Annotated in this window: 13 protein-coding genes and 1 pseudogene; all 14 read right to left on the bottom strand. The window is 70.3% G+C overall.

The genetic code is table 11. The features are described 5' to 3' along the window. Nucleotides 1–14: 14 nt before the first annotated feature. Complete coding sequence (locus ACYVKY_RS12855; protein ID WP_460435386.1) at nt 15–752, bottom strand: hypothetical protein; 738 nt, start codon at nt 750–752, stop codon at nt 15–17. Beyond that, complete coding sequence (locus tag ACYVKY_RS12850) at nt 749–1,447, bottom strand: PilN domain-containing protein (RefSeq protein WP_460435385.1); 699 nt, start codon at nt 1,445–1,447, stop codon at nt 749–751. Before ACYVKY_RS12850 ends, ACYVKY_RS12855 begins: the two co-directional genes overlap by 4 nt. Then, nucleotides 1,447–2,490: a type IV pilus assembly protein PilM gene (gene pilM / locus ACYVKY_RS12845; RefSeq protein ID WP_460435384.1), complete on the bottom strand. Its 1,044-nt coding sequence runs from the start codon at nt 2,488–2,490 to the stop codon at nt 1,447–1,449. Before pilM ends, ACYVKY_RS12850 begins: the two co-directional genes overlap by 1 nt. 180 nt (nt 2,491–2,670) lie before the next feature. Next, on the bottom strand, nt 2,671–3,447 hold the full coding sequence (locus ACYVKY_RS12840; RefSeq protein ID WP_460435411.1) for a prepilin peptidase: 777 nt from the start codon (nt 3,445–3,447) through the stop codon (nt 2,671–2,673). A gap of 61 nt (nt 3,448–3,508) precedes the next feature. Further along, complete coding sequence (locus tag ACYVKY_RS12835) at nt 3,509–5,344, bottom strand: hypothetical protein (RefSeq protein ID WP_460435383.1); 1,836 nt, start codon at nt 5,342–5,344, stop codon at nt 3,509–3,511. Continuing rightward, nucleotides 5,341–5,997: a PilW family protein gene (locus ACYVKY_RS12830; protein WP_460435382.1), complete on the bottom strand. Its 657-nt coding sequence runs from the start codon at nt 5,995–5,997 to the stop codon at nt 5,341–5,343. The genes ACYVKY_RS12835 and ACYVKY_RS12830 overlap by 4 nt, the downstream gene beginning before the upstream one ends. Before the next feature lie 47 nt (nt 5,998–6,044). Continuing rightward, nucleotides 6,045–7,376, bottom strand: coding sequence for a prepilin-type N-terminal cleavage/methylation domain-containing protein (locus ACYVKY_RS12825; RefSeq protein WP_460435381.1), 1,332 nt, complete (start codon nt 7,374–7,376; stop codon nt 6,045–6,047). A 103-nt stretch (nt 7,377–7,479) separates the two neighbouring features. Continuing rightward, nucleotides 7,480–7,932, bottom strand: a complete 453-nt coding sequence (locus tag ACYVKY_RS12820; RefSeq protein ID WP_460435380.1) for a competence type IV pilus major pilin ComGC — start codon at nt 7,930–7,932, stop codon at nt 7,480–7,482. A gap of 129 nt (nt 7,933–8,061) precedes the next feature. Further along, entirely contained in the window at nt 8,062–8,505 is a 444-nt protein-coding gene (locus ACYVKY_RS12815; protein WP_460435379.1) for a type II secretion system protein, read from the bottom strand. Nucleotides 8,506–8,618: 113 nt separating this feature from the next. Continuing rightward, nucleotides 8,619–9,053 (bottom strand): prepilin-type N-terminal cleavage/methylation domain-containing protein, encoded by a 435-nt coding sequence (locus ACYVKY_RS12810; protein ID WP_460435378.1) that lies wholly within the window; start codon nt 9,051–9,053, stop codon nt 8,619–8,621. Nucleotides 9,054–9,428: 375 nt separating this feature from the next. After that, the gene (locus ACYVKY_RS12805) at nt 9,429–10,655 is read right to left on the bottom strand and encodes a type II secretion system F family protein (RefSeq protein ID WP_460435377.1); all 1,227 of its coding nucleotides are present in this window, start codon (nt 10,653–10,655) and stop codon (nt 9,429–9,431) included. A gap of 14 nt (nt 10,656–10,669) precedes the next feature. Continuing rightward, on the bottom strand, nt 10,670–11,971 hold the full coding sequence (locus ACYVKY_RS12800) for a type IV pilus twitching motility protein PilT (RefSeq protein ID WP_460435376.1): 1,302 nt from the start codon (nt 11,969–11,971) through the stop codon (nt 10,670–10,672). 109 nt (nt 11,972–12,080) lie between these two features. Further along, entirely contained in the window at nt 12,081–13,748 is a 1,668-nt protein-coding gene (locus ACYVKY_RS12795) for a GspE/PulE family protein (protein WP_460435410.1), read from the bottom strand. A gap of 258 nt (nt 13,749–14,006) precedes the next feature. Continuing rightward, nucleotides 14,007–14,374 (bottom strand): annotated as a pseudogene (locus ACYVKY_RS12790) (shikimate dehydrogenase); the annotation flags it as partial.

Raw genomic sequence — 14,374 nt, 5'->3', positions numbered from 1 at the left:
ACGTTTCTCCCGGCTCAGTTGTCGGTGGTGGCGGCAGGGGCGGCCGACGCACCGTCGGTGGCGGCCGGAGCGGCCGCTGCGTCGGTGGCGTTGGTGAGGACGAAGACCCGGCCGCTGAGTGCGAGCGTGACGTCGCCGTTGACCGCCGCGGGCATCGCGCCGACCGCGTCGGCCGGCTCGAGGGCCGTCACGACGGCACCGTCGACCAGGTAGTCACGGCCGAGCGAGGTCTGCACGCCCTCGAGGAAGCGCCGAGCGTTCTCGAAGCTGCCCTGGATCTCGATGTTCACGCCGACCTGGTTGAGACCGGGGACCGCGACGGGGGCAGCGGGCGCTGCCTCGGTCGTGGTCGCGCCCTCGGTTCCGGCAGGCGCAGCGGGGGCCGGGGTCTCGATGATCGCCATCACCTGGGCCGGGGTGCCCGGGGCGACGGACTTGAGCACGACACCGGTCTCGGAGGCGATCCGCTGCAGGTCGCGGGTGAGCGCAGCCAGGCGGACGTCGGCCGGCATGGCCGTACGGACCTTGGCGAGCTCGTCCTTCAGCTCGGGGAGCTTCTCGTTCTGCACGATGAGCTCGTCGATCTGGACCTGGAGGAGGGCGTTGCTCTGCTCGAGCTGTGCACGCTGCTCGTCGAGCTGCGCGGCCTCCGCCCGCTGGGGCGAGATGAGCAGGAACCACCCAGCGGCCACGACGGCCGCGCACAGGACCGCGGTGGCCACGATCCACAGGCGGGGGCTGGCGGTGTTCATCGTCCGGAGTCCTTGCTCTCGAAGCGGTGGGACAGCGCGTCCTCGGTGACGGTCACCGTCGAGCTGAAGTCGACGAGTGCCGTGGTCTCGATGTCGTTCCGGGCGGCGACGGAGTACGTCGCGTCGGCGAAGCCGGGAGTGGCGTCGAGGACGTCGAGCCAGGCGGCGACGTCGTCGTGCGAGCGGGCGGTACCGCTGACGGAGATCGTGGCGATGCCAGGCGTGACGAGACCCGTCGGGTCCGGGACCGCGGTGGCGCTAGCCGGCGCGGCCGTCACGGTCAGGTCCTTCACCCAGACGTTCTCGGGATACGACGCGGACAGGTGGGACAGATAGTCGAACCACAGCACGTCGCTGCTCATGGCCGTCTCGCGTCCGGCCTGCGCGGCCTCGACCTCGGCGATGACCTTCGGGACCTCGGAGTACTTCGCCTGCTCGGCGAGCAGGTCGTTGGTGACGGACTGCTCGTCGGCAAGGGCGTCCTCCGCCTGGGCGACCGACGCGGCGGACAGCACGAAGCCACCTGCCACCAGACCCGTGACCGCGAGGACGACGGCCGCAAGGCCCAGCTGGGTGCGACGCAGTCGCCGCTCCGCGAGGATCTCCGGCGGCAGCAGGTTGACACGCGGGACCGCGTAGCCCGACGAGAGGGCGGTCGACGCGACCGCAGCGGACTTGTCCATGTCGATGGCCATCACACGGCTCCCAGCGCGAGACCCACGGGCACGGCGGCCAGGGGCTGGACGAACGACAGCTGCTCGGGCGACAGGCCGGTGCGGCCCACCCGTAGCGTCGAGATCGGGTTGCCGGCCACCACGTCGAACCGGGTGGTGGCCGTGAGACGCTCGGCCAGGCCGAGGAGCTGGCTGCCACCACCGGACACGACGACGCGGTCGATCGGGTAGGCAGGGTTGGAGGCGGCGTAGTAGTCGAGCGAGCCGCGGATCTCGTCGAGGAAGTTCTGCGCGACCGAGTCGACGACGCGCGAGGCGCGCTCGTACTCGCCACCGGCACCGACCAGACCCAGGCTCTGCTTGATGCCCTCGGCCTCGGATAGCGGGACGCCGAGCTTCTCGGCGACCGAGTCGGTGATGTCCTGGCCGCCCATGAGCAGGATGCGCACGAAGCGCGGGACACCGTCGGCGTGGACCACGATGTTCGTGACCTTCGCGCCGATGTCGATGAGCGCCTCGGTCTCGACCTCGGCGTCACGGCGGACGCCGACCGAGCGCAGGACCGCGAACGACGTGAGGTCGACCATGCTGACCTTGAGGCCGGCGGCCTGGGTCGCGCGCACGTTCGCCATCACGGTCTCGCGGGAGGCCGCGACCAAAAGGCCGCGCAGCTGGTCGCCGCTGTCGGACCGCACCGTCTCGACGGCGTGGAAGTCGAGCACGGCATCCTCGACCGGCATGGGCAGGTAGTCCTGCACCTGGAACGGCAGCGACTTGCGCAGCTCGTCGGCCGGCATCGCCGGCAGGTCGACCTGGCGCACGACGACGCGCTGGTTGGCCACCCCGAGCACGACCTTCTTGTGGCTGAACTTGGTCGCGGCCCAGAGCTGGCGGACGGCGGCGGTGACGGCGGGGCCGTCGAGCACCTCTCCGTCGCGGACGGCGCCCTCGGGCAGGGCGACCTGCCCGAACTTCTCGAGCGTCACCCCAGCCTTGCCGAACGACAGCTCGGCCGCCCGGACCCCGGAGGTGCCGATGTCGAGACCGATGGCGGTTGCTGCCACGTCACGTCCCCTTCGTCTCGCGGCCCCGGACGGAGCCGTCCTGTCCCTCATCGGGGCGAAGGGGCACCGCCTTGAGCCGTCAGCGGGGACGAGTTCGGCCCAGCGGCCGATGCGCCGATCGGGCCCGTCCGTGCGCGACGCGACGTGGGCGGACAGGGCGCGCGTCGGGCGCAGGACGGATCAGCGGATGCCGCTCAGGCCGAGGTACCAGTCGATCATCGGCTCGGCGGCGAGCACGGAGAGCCATGCGCCGACCAGCATGTACGGACCGAAGGGGATCTTGGACTTGCGACCGGCGCGCCGCAGCACGATGAGCACAGCGCCACCGAGCCCACCCACGAGGAAGCCGAGGAACCACCCCACGACCACCTCGCCCCACCCGAGGTAGCCGAGGTAGAGCCCCAGCACGCCGGCGAGCTTCACGTCGCCGAAGCCCATTCCGGCCGGGTAGATGAACGCCAGGACGAAGTACACGGCGTAGAGCGCCAGTCCGGCGAGAACCGCTCGTATCGCGGTACCCGGCTCACCCTGCAGCAAGGCGGCGCCGACGAGGAGGACGGCCGCCACCGGGTAGCTCGGGAGGACGATCGCGTTGGGCAGCCGTCGCACGTCGATGTCGATGAGCGCCAGGGCGACCGTGATGGCAGCCAGGTAGAGGAACGCGGGAAGCTCCCACGAGGGCCCGAACCGGAGTGCCACGACGACGAAGAACGCCGCTGTGCCTGCCTCCACCAGGGGGTAACGCACGCTGATGCGCTCGTGGCAGTGCCGGCACTGACCGCCGAGCAGCAGCCAGCTCAGCACCGGGACGTTGTCCCGCGGCGTGATCTCGTGACCGCAGGAGGGGCAGGCGCTTGGTGGGCTGACCACCGACTCCCCCCGCGGAACGCGCCAGATGACGACGTTCAGGAAGGAGCCGATGGCCAGGCCGAGGACGGCCACGATCACGAGGGTCATCCCGAGCACGACGACCGAGCCTAGCGGCGACGACGCCCGCCGAGCGGATCGGCTCCGCCGATCACCCGTCGGTGACCTGGACGGCCCGCCACGGTGCGTTCTTGGGCGTGAGGAAGTACGGCGGCTGGAGCACCTGGAGCCGGCTGTCGTAGATGTAGTTCTTCAGGTAGCCGGTCGAGGGGTCACCCGAACCGCTGCCGGTACCGACCGGCCCGCGGTACTTCTGGGCGATCGCGCCCCAGACCCGCAGCTTCGACGCCTCGCTGGTGCCGGTGCTCAGCTTGCCGCCGGTGTTCCAGTTCTGGACGACGAAACTGTGCCGCAGGGAGAGGATCGCGGCCTCGACGTTGCGCACAGCGTCGGAGTAGGCGAGCAGGTTCGATCCGTCGGACTTCACCGGGTGGTACACCCAGACGTAGTTGTCGGCGAGCAGGCCGATCACGTCCGACTCGAGCTCGTCCTCGACGGTGAGGTCGGCGGTGACCACGATGTCCTCGTCGGCCGCGATGGTGACCTGGCCGTCGACGTTGCCCTCCACCAGGACCGTGCCGCGGCAGGGGTTGTAGTCGGTGGTCCGACGGGTCGAGGAGGTGTCCTCGTTGCTCCGCGGGTACCCGACCGGCTTGTTCGCGGTCGAGCAGCTCCCCGTCGTCGACTCCACGTAGATGACCGGAGGGATGTCGAGGGTCTGCTCGTTGGCGCGGTTGGCCGTGTTGAGGCAGGTCGACGGGGTGCCGGCGCGGTTGGTGAAGGGGCTGAGCACCTTCATCTTCGTGCCCTCGAACTTGATGCGGGTCTGACCGCTGTACATGCAGCCCGGCCGGTTCGTGTTGCTGCTCGAGTCCTTCTTCGGCTGGACGTACTGCAGCAGGTCCGTGTTGGCGTCCGGCAGGCTGTCCGTCGCGTCGTAGACGGGCTTGTTGCCGACCGGCGCGCTGGTGCCCCACCACAGGTCGGTACCGCCCTTGTTCCAGCTGGTCTCGGTGCGCGCGTTGGTGAAGTTCACCGGGCCGTTGATCTGCAGGGCGTCGTTGCTGTGCAGCGGCCCGTTGACCACGTCACCGCCGGTCCACTGGATCTCGCCGCACTGGAACTGGATGGTCGCCGAGTTCGTGCGCCGCTCCCAGTTGTCCGGGTCGGGGTTCGACGCCGAGACGCGGTAGTAGGGGCGGCTCGAGCTGCTGGTGTAGCTGACGTACCCGCCCGAGGTCTGGGCCGCGCGGCCGGGCTTGCCGGCGTTCGCGTAGTAGTGCTGGTCGCAGATCGCCTTCACCTGGTCGGGGTCCGGGTAGAAGATGTAGCCGCCGGAGTCGTAGTTCCCGTTGACGTACGCGCGGTTGCGGTTGAGCTCGGGGTCGGTGACCTCGATGTCGGTGAAGTAGATGTAGTCGATGAAGCCCTCGGGGCGCAGCTTGGCGGTGAGCTCCCGGGTGACGGGCCGCTGACCGTTGGCGGGCGTGGAAACGCCGGTGGCCTCGAGGTCGATGTAGCCCTGCTGCGCCGTCGTCGACAGCGACGTGGTGACCCGGTAGCAGAACAGCGCACCCGCTCCACCGGTGCCGGGGAGCCGACGCCCGCCAGTACCGCAGCCCGGGGTCGCCCCGTTCTCGTCGAAGGCGGGGTTGGTCGGGTCGGTGTTGCCCTTCTCCCAGTAGTTGCCGGAGGTCGAGCTCAGCCGGGAGATGTACTCATCGATGCCGGCCTGCGCGGCCGCGACCGCGGCTCGCGAGTCCTGGTCGGACCGCGCGGGCGCCATGTTGTTGAGCACCACCGCGAGCGAGGTCAGCAGGAACGTCGTGAGGACGAACATCGTCCCCAGGACCATGGGCAGGGCGACACCCTCGTCTCCGCTGCCGCGGACGACTCGCAGCCGTCGGAACACTCCGGTCACGTTCATCCTCCGAGGCTCGCCGCAGTCTGGACGTTCACCAGCGTCACGCGGTTGACGGTCAGGGTGCCGGGGACCTCGGTCGCGCCAGGGTCCTGGACCACGATGGTCACGCGGACGCTGACGACGCGCTGCCGGTCGGCGAGCGCCAGCCCGCCGGACGGGACCGCCAGCGGCGCGACGGTCGCGCCGAGGTCGTCGGTGATCCGGCCGTCGGTGTAGTAGCTGAACTGCGGCGCCGCGTTCGTGCGGATCAGGCACTTCGTGGCGCCTGCGGACGTCCACTGGTAAGGCCGCGCTGGGTCGCCGACCCGCGGGGTCGCGACGACCTGGGTCTCCTCGAGGCAGCGCGTGGTCGGGTTGTAGGCGTAGCGCAGCTTGGTCGGGATCTCGCTGGACTGCGTCGTCGACCGCGCCAGGCTGGCGTAGAACTCGACGCTGCCGGCCTGCGCGGACACCAGTGCAGAGGTCTCCCCCTTGGGGATCACGGCGACGCGCAGCGAGCGCGACATGGCCTCCATCGCGATCCGGGCGTCGTTGGTGGTCGACGTCTTCGTGGTCACGAAGCGCACCGACTCCATCGTGTTGACGAAGACCGCGGCGAGCGCGGTCAGCACGATCGCGGCCAGACCCATCGTCACCAGCAGCTCAGGCAGGCTCACACCCTCGTCGCCGTGCACACGGGCGAGACGTGCTCGCAGGGAACCGATCACGGGGTGACCTCCTCCTGGCCACCGGCCGTGATGACGACGTCCGTCTTGGTGAACACCACGACGTTGAGCGCGTTCGTGACCCGGACCGTGTACGTCCCGGGCGGTAGCGCACCGCGGCTGTTGCCCGAGGCCAGCGCGGGCAGGTCGTAGGTCTGGCCGGCCGTGCAGCCTCCCGCGCTCTGCGTCGTCACGCGAACGGTCGAGCCGTCGGGGACGAGCAACGCGGTACTGGTGCGCCGGACACGCAGACCGCCGAGCGGGACCGTGGTCGTCGCGCCGGCGGGGCTGGCGTCGACGGTGCTGAACGTGCCGGACGGCCGCGGGTGGGTGGTGCAGTTGCCCGCCCACACGTCGTAGGTCGCCGGGTAGATGTTGCGCACCTGGCCGGGCAGGCCGGTGGCGCACGCGGTACCGGTGCCGCAGGTCGGCAGGACGCGGCCCGAGCTGGTGAAGCTGCTCCGGATGCCGATCGGGATGCCGTTGACCGGCGTGTAACCCGAGGGCTGGGAGGTCGCCACGGTGAGGGTGCGCGACGGCTCGTAGGACAGGCTCGTCACCGAGACCGTGCCGCGCGTGACGCCCTGCACGACCGACACGGCCTGGGTGTTCAGCTGCCCGACGTAGCCCACCTGGTTGACGGATGCGGTGTAGTCGGTGCCGCCGGCCGCGGCAGCCAGCCCCACGAAGACGGCGCAGCCGTCAGGGCCTGTCGTGAAGGTGGTGCCACCCGGGGACAACGTCACGGTGACACCGCCGACCGGGTCGCCGGTCGCGTTCTTCACACCGACGGCCAGGGCGCCCGTGGCCTCGTCCAGCCCCTCGTCGCCGACGCCGAGCGCCCGCACGGTGTCGGCGCGGACGGGCCGGATGTTACCCATGCCGGGCCAGGTCACCGTGACCGTGACGAGCTTGTGGGCGAGCTTGCCGGCCGAACCGGCGCACAAGTTGGTCGTCGTGTCCTGCGTGGTGTAGCTGGCCGTCTGGCTGATCGTGTACGTGGTCCCGCCGACCGTCTCGGTGCGGGTCGTGGTGCCGTCCGGCAGTTGGATCGCCAGCTGGCTGCGGGCGGCCTCGATCTGCATCGTGGCGAGGTTCGCGGCGGCGACCCGACTGGCGTTTGCGCTCGCGACGCCCGTGGTGCGCACCACCACGCCGAGCGCCGCTGCGGCCATCACGGCGAAGACGACCATCGCCACGACGACCTCGACGAGGGACAGCCCGTCCTCGCCGCTCGTCCGGACCGCGTCGAGGCGGTCGCGCAGCGTCAGCCCGCCGTTCCGCCCAGAGGCGGTGCGGCGGCGCGCGCGCGGAGGGTTCGTGAGGTTCACGGCGTCCTTCTCGGTCGAGGTCCTGCAGGAGGTGTCGGCAGGTCCGCACGTCGGCTTGAGCACCGACGTGCACGGCGTCAGGGGGAAGCGCACCGAGGCGCGGTCACCCGGTCGCGCTGCTGCAGGTCCCCTTCTGGAGGCCGCCGGTGGCCGTGTACTTGTAACCGGCGACGGCGGCGTCACCCCGTGCGTTCGTCGCGGAGACGCACCAGGCCGACGTGCTCGAGTAGAACTGCGTGGCGAGCTCGACGTCCGGGCTGCTGCGCCCGAGGTCGATGGAGGAGGCACCGGACTGGAAGGTGTACCGCCCCGTCGCGGCGGTGGTGCTGATCGCCGGGGCGGCTGCGCCGGCCTCCCACAGGGTGGCGACCTCCTTGCCGAGCTTGGAGACGTCGGCCTGGGTCGCGGTGTCCTGGGCGCGCTCGCGCTGGCTCAGGAACAGGGGGAGGGCGATGCCGGCGAGGACGCCGATCACGATCATGACGACGAGCAGCTCGATCAGCGTGAACCCGTCGTCGCGCGGATCGCGTGCGGTGATGGTCGATGCGGTGGTCACGCTGGGTACATCGTCGGCGCGGCCCCGAGCCTGGATCCTCCCGACGGGTGGTGACGGACCGTGATCGACCTTGACGCCACGACGGGCGGCCCCGAGGGGTGCCGCCCGTCGTCGTGCCGGTCCCGAGGATCAGGGGCAGGCGACGTTCTGCAGGCCGTTGGTGGCCGAGTACGACACGGTGCTGACAGTGCCACCAGTGACGGTCAGCTGGACGCACCAGTTCTGGCTGGTGCGGCTCGCGGCGGCCGGGGTGATGGTCGGGGCCGAGACGCCCGTGGAGACCTTGCCCAGGTCCTGCGCCGGCGTGGTGCCGAGGGAGTAGCGACCGGGCGTGCCCGTGATGGAGATCGCCGGCACGGCGGCCGTGTTGTCGACGTAGTAGGTCGCGATCTCCTTGCCCAGTGTGGAGACGTCCGAGCGAGCGGCGGTGTCGACCGCCTTCTTGCGCTGGTTCAGGAAGACCGGGATGGCGATCGCGGCGAGGATGCCGATGATGATCATGACGACGAGGAGCTCGATCAGGGTGAAGCCCTGGTCCTTGTCCTCCACGGACTTGCGGATGCGAGCCAGCATGGTCGGTCGCCTCCCCTTTCGGTCGGTCGTGCGTTCGGGTCGTGCTGCGGGCGCCGGAAACGGCAGAGGCGGTGCCTCCCTCGCGGGAGGCACCGCCTCGAGGCGAAGCAGGGTCAGCAGGTGGTGTTCTGGAGACCGTTGGTAGCCGAGTACGACACGTTGGTGACGGTGCCACCGGTGACGGTCAGCTGGACGCACCAGTTCTGGCTGGTGCGGCTCGCGGCGGCCGGGGTGATGGTCGGGGCCGAGACGCCCGTGGAGACCTTGCCCAGGTCCTGCGCCGGCGTGGTGCCCAGCTCGTACCGGCCGCTGTTGATGGTGATCGCCGGGACGGCAGCGGTGTTGTCGACGTAGTAGGTCGCGATCTCCTTGCCCAGGGTGGAGACGTCCGAGCGAGCGGCGGTGTCGACCGCCTTCTTGCGCTGGTTCAGGAAGACCGGGATGGCGATCGCGGCGAGGATGCCGATGATGATCATGACGACGAGGAGCTCGATCAGGGTGAAGCCCTGGTCCTTCTCCTCCATGGACTTGCGGATGCGAGCGAGCATTTCTGCGCTCCCCTTCGATCTGATCGGTGAGCCGCCCGCTTCGGAGTCCGGCTCGTTTGACAAGTGAGGTATCGGGAAGCACGCACCGACCTTTAGCGCTTGCGCGCACGAGTTTTCCGGCTGCGTCGTGTGGGTGAGGCGCAGCACGGAGAGGACCATCAGCGGAGCCGTCGCGCCGGCTCAGCCAGACGGTGCGAGGGCGCCTCGACCCTGGTCAGGGCGCCGGCGTGCGCAGCCCCGATCCGGGCGGTCACGGTCGTGCCAGCGGCAGCGGCGCCACACCGGTCGACCCAGCACGCCGACGACCCCGGCCGGTGCGGCCGGGGTCGTCGGGATGGTGCAGCGGCGACGGGGTTGCCGTCGTCCGGGTCCTGCTCAGGAGATGAGCTCGAACACCTTGAAGATGGGCATGTACAGGGCGATGATCATCGCGCCGATGATCGAGCCGAGTACCGCGATCATGAGCGGCTCGATGAGGCTCGTGAGGGCCTCGGTGGTGGCCTCGACCTCCTGGTCGTAGAAGTCGCTCAGCTTGTGCAGCATGGTGTCCATCGCGCCGGTGTCCTCACCGACGGCGAGCATCTGCACCATCATCGGCGGGAAGACCTTGTGGTCGGCGAGCGGGCCGGCGAGCGACTCGCCCTTGCGGACCGACTCCTGGACGTCGCTCGTCGCCTTCTCGATGACGACGTTGCCCGAGGTCTCCCCCACGATCTCCAGCGACTGCAGGATGGGCACGCCGGATCGGAGCATGGTGCCGAGGTTGCGGGAAAACCGGCTCAGGGCGACCTTCTGGAACAGCTGGCCGAAGACGGGCAGGCGCAGCATCGTCGGGTCGACGATCTTGCGCACTCGCTCGTCGTGCTTGAACCGGCCCCAGAGCACCGCGCCCACGATGCCGACGACGAGGCCGACCGGCGCGACGATCTTCATCGCCTCGGAGAGGAACACCAGGACCTTGGTCGGACCCGGGAGCTCGCCGCCGAGGTTCTCGAACATGCCGGCGAACACCGGGACGATGAACAGCAGCATGCCGACGACGGCCAGGATGGCGATGACGAAGACGACCGTGGGATAGGTCATCGCCGACTTGATCTTGCTGCGGAGCTTGACCTCTGCCTCGTAGTTCTCGGCAATCTGCAGCAGCACGGCATCGAGGAAGCCACCGACCTCACCGGCGCGGCACATGTTGATCATCAGCGGCGGGAAGACCCGCGGGTGCTGAGCCAGCGCCGTGGAGAGCGACTGCCCGGTCTCGACGTCGTTGCGGACACCGGTCAGCGCCGTCTTCAGGCCCTTGCTCTCGGTCTGCTCGGCCAGGATGGTCAGCGAGCGCAGCAGCGACAGGCCGGAGTTGATCATCGTCGCGAACTGGCGCGCCATGATCGCCAGGTCCTTGAGCTTGACCTTGTTGCTGCCCGGGAGGTTGATCTCGGCGTTGAGCCCGCCGCTCCTGGTCTCCGAGACCGCCAGCGGGGCGTAGCCCATCTCCTTGAGCTTGGAGACGACGGCCGTCTGGCTCGGCCCCTCCAGCTTGCCGGTGACGACCTTGCCGCCCCGGTCACGGACCTGGTATTCGAACGTCTTCGTCGCAGTTGCCATGGGTAGGTCGCCTCTCAGGCCCGGCCGGTGAGGCGCTTGAAGTCCTCGACGTGGTGGCACTTCTCCAGGCCCTGCTCGTAGCTGATCCTGTTGGTCCGGACGAGCTCGGCCAGGTGCTGGTCCATCGTGTGCATGCCGTGCTTGGCACCGGCCTGCATCGCGGAGTAGATCTGGTGCGTCTTGCCCTCGCGGATCAGGTTGCGGATCGCGGGGGTCGCCTGGAGGACCTCGGTGGCGACGACGCGGCCGCGGCCGTCCGCCGTCTTGCACAGGGTCTGGCAGACCACGCCCTGGATCGAGCCGGACAGCATGACGCGGACCTGCTGCTGCTGCTCCGGCGGGAACACGTCGATGACGCGGTCGATCGTCTGGGCGGCGTCCTGGGTGTGCAGGGTGGCGAAGACCAGGTGACCGGTCTCGGCGGCGGTCAGCGCCACCGAGATCGTCTCCAGGTCGCGCATCTCGCCGACCAGGATGATGTCGGGGTCCTGGCGCAGCACGTGCTTGAGCGCGTTGGCGAACGAGTGGGTGTCCTCCCCCACCTCGCGCTGGTTGATGAGCGAGCGCTTGTGCTTGTGCAGGAACTCGATCGGGTCCTCGACCGTCATGATGTGGCCGGCGCGGGTGCGGTTGGCCAGGTCGATGAGCGAGGCGAGGGTGGTGGACTTGCCCGAGCCCGTGGGGCCGGTGACGAGCACCATGCCGCGCGGCAGGCCCGCGAAGTTCGCGACCGACGGCGGGACGCCGAGGTCCTCGAGCGCCTTGATCTCGTACGGGATCACGCGGAACGCGGCGCCGACGGCCTCGCGCTGGCGGTAGATGTTCACGCGGAACCGCGAGCGACCCGGCAGGGCGTACGACAGGTCGAGCTCGAGCTCGGACTCGAACTTGTCGCGCTGCTTCTGGGTCAGGATCGCGTACAGCATCAGCTGCAGCTGCTCGCGCTCGAGCACGGGGAACTGCTCCAGTGGGTCGAGCTCACCGCGCACGCGCACCATCGGGTGGGCGCCGGCGGTCAGGTGCAGGTCGGAAGCGCCTAGCTGCAGCATCTCGTCGAGCATGTCGGCCAGGTGCACGTCCTGGGTCGACAGGTCGACGGTGCCGGAGGCGGCGCGACCCGCGCCGGGGATCTTCGGCGAGACCTCGGGACGCGGCTGCGGCGCCCCGACCGCCGGGTTCTTCATCGTCGGGGGCGCCGGGGTCGGCGCGGCGTGCGCGCCGGCCAGGGACGCGCCCGGTGCAGCCGGTGCGTCCGGGGCGGGCGCGCCGAGCTGGTCGCGGAAGGCGAAGCTCTGCGGCTGGTAGGCGTCGGTCACGGGACTCCCTCTCGCGTCACGCGGTGTGCCGGTCCCCCGACGGGCGGACCTGGTTCGTGGTTTCCATCGGCGTCCGCCCCGTGGGGCTTGAGCCGTTCGGGCCACGTCGTCAGGCGACGACGCGCAGGATCTCCTCGATGGAGGTGACGCCGGCGGCGACCTTGGCCCAGCCGTCGTCGCGCAGCGAGATCATCCCCTGGCTGTGCGCGACCTTCTCGACCTCGGCGGACGATGCCCGACCCACGGCCAGCTTCTCGATCTCCTCGCTGACCGTCATCACCTCGTGCAGCGCCAGTCGGCCCTTGTAGCCGGTGCGGGCGCACGAGGAGCAGCCGACCGGACGGTGCAGCGTCGGCACCGGCTCGGAGGGCAGCCACGGGAACTTGGCGCTGATCAGCTCCTGCTCGGTGGGCTGGTACTCCTCCTTGCACTTCGAGCACAGCCGGCGGGCGAGCCGCTGGGCGAGCACGGAGTCGAGGGCCGAGCCGACCAGGAAGGGCTCGATGCCCATCTCGGTGAGGCGGGTGATCGCCGACGGCGCGTCGTTGGTGTGCAGCGTCGAGAGCACGAGGTGGCCGGTGAGGGCCGCCTCGACCGCGATCTGGGCGGTCTCGTGGTCGCGGATCTCACCGATGAGGACGACGTCGGGGTCCGAGCGCAGGATCGAGCGCAAGGCCGCCGCGAACGTCAGGCCCGCCTTGACGTTCACCTGCACCTGGTTGATGCCCGGGAGGCGGTACTCGACCGGGTCCTCGACGGTGATGACGTTGATCTCCGGCTTGGAGACGATGTTCAGCGTCGAGTACAGGGTGGTCGACTTGCCGGAACCGGTCGGGCCGGTCACCAGGATCATCCCGTACGGCTTGACGTAGGACTCCTTGTAGCGCCGGAAGTTCGACTCCGAGAAGCCGAGGTCCTGCAGGTCCAGCCGCGCGGTCGAGTTGTCGAGCACCCGCATGACGACCTTCTCGCCCCACACGGTGGGCAGGGTCGCGACGCGCAGGTCGATCTTCTTGCCCTGGTGGTTGACCGACAGGCGGCCGTCCTGCGGGATGCGCCGCTCGGCGATGTCGATGTCGGACATGATCTTCAGCCGCGAGGTGACACCGCCCGCGATCTGCTTCGGCGACTTCATCACCTCGTGCAGCACGCCGTCGATGCGGTAGCGGATGCGCAGCTCGTGCTCGGCCGGCTCGATGTGGATGTCGGAGGCGCGGTCCTGGATCGCCTGGGTGATCAGCAGGTTCACGTACTTGACGATCGGGGCGTCCTCGACGACCTCGGTCAGCTTGCCGAGGTCCTCCCCGCCCAGGTCGTCGTCGGACATGGTCGCGCTGAGCTCGTCGAGCTCGTCGTCGGCGCGGCAGAACCGGTTGATCGCGGCGATCAGGTCGTCGCGGGTGGCGACGACCGGCTGCGGCTCCATCCGGGTCAGCTGGCGGATGTCGTCGAGCGCGAAGACGTTGCCCGGGTCGGCCATCGCCACCACGAGCTTGCCCTCGTCGAACCCGATCGGCAGGACGGTGTGGCGGCGGCAGATAGCCGGCGGCACCTTCGCGACGGCGGTCGCGTCGACGGGCGCCTCGGTCAGGTCGACGAAGCCGAGGCCGATCTGCTCGGCCAGGGCGGCGACGAGCTGGCCCTCGGTGAGCAGGCCCTGGTCGACCAGGACGCGGCCGAGGGGCCGCCCCTCCTCCTCGTGCACCTCGAACGCCGCGACCAGCTGGTCCTCGGTGACCAGGCCGTCCTCCAGGAGGATGTCGACGAACTGGCGCACGGGGGCGCTCACGTCCGACCCCCCTGGGGGCGGTCGGCGTCGCCGTCGCGCGGCTGCGGGTCGAGGAGCACGAGGATCGCCGGAGAGGGCGTCGACGAGGTTCGGGGCGCTGCCATGCGTCCCGTATCGGACGGTACCGACCACGCCTTGAGCGCCATGTCGCACCCGTCCGGCAGAGCGCCGCCACGACCTGTGACGCGCAGCCGTCGTCCGGCGGTCACCCGTCCGGAGGAGCGGGCCTCCGCGAGGGACCGGGAGTCAGGGCAGCGCGGCCGCCATCGCCGCGACGTCGGGCGTCCGCCCGGTCATGAGCACGACCTGGGCGACGGCCTGGTGCAGCAGCATCCGCGAGCCGGGGACGACCACGCCGCCGCCTCGCTCCCACCTGGCGGCCAGCTCGGTCGGCCACGGGTCGTAGACCACGTCGAGGAGCACCGCGCCCGGCGCGGGGACGGGGCGGACGTCGTCGGCGGCCCGGGCGGGCAGCGTGCTCACGACCAGCGCGGCGCCCTCGGCGGCGCGGGGAGCGTCCGCCAGCGGGGCGGTGCGCACCGGGACGCCGATCCGCTCCCCCAGCGCGACCAGGTCGCGGGCGCGTGCCGGGTCGCGCACCAGCGCGGTGGCGG

It is taken from the genome of Angustibacter speluncae, assembly GCF_054777815.1.
The sequence above is the reverse complement of the archived record's forward strand: the minus strand, read 5'-3'. Positions and strand labels throughout refer to the sequence as shown.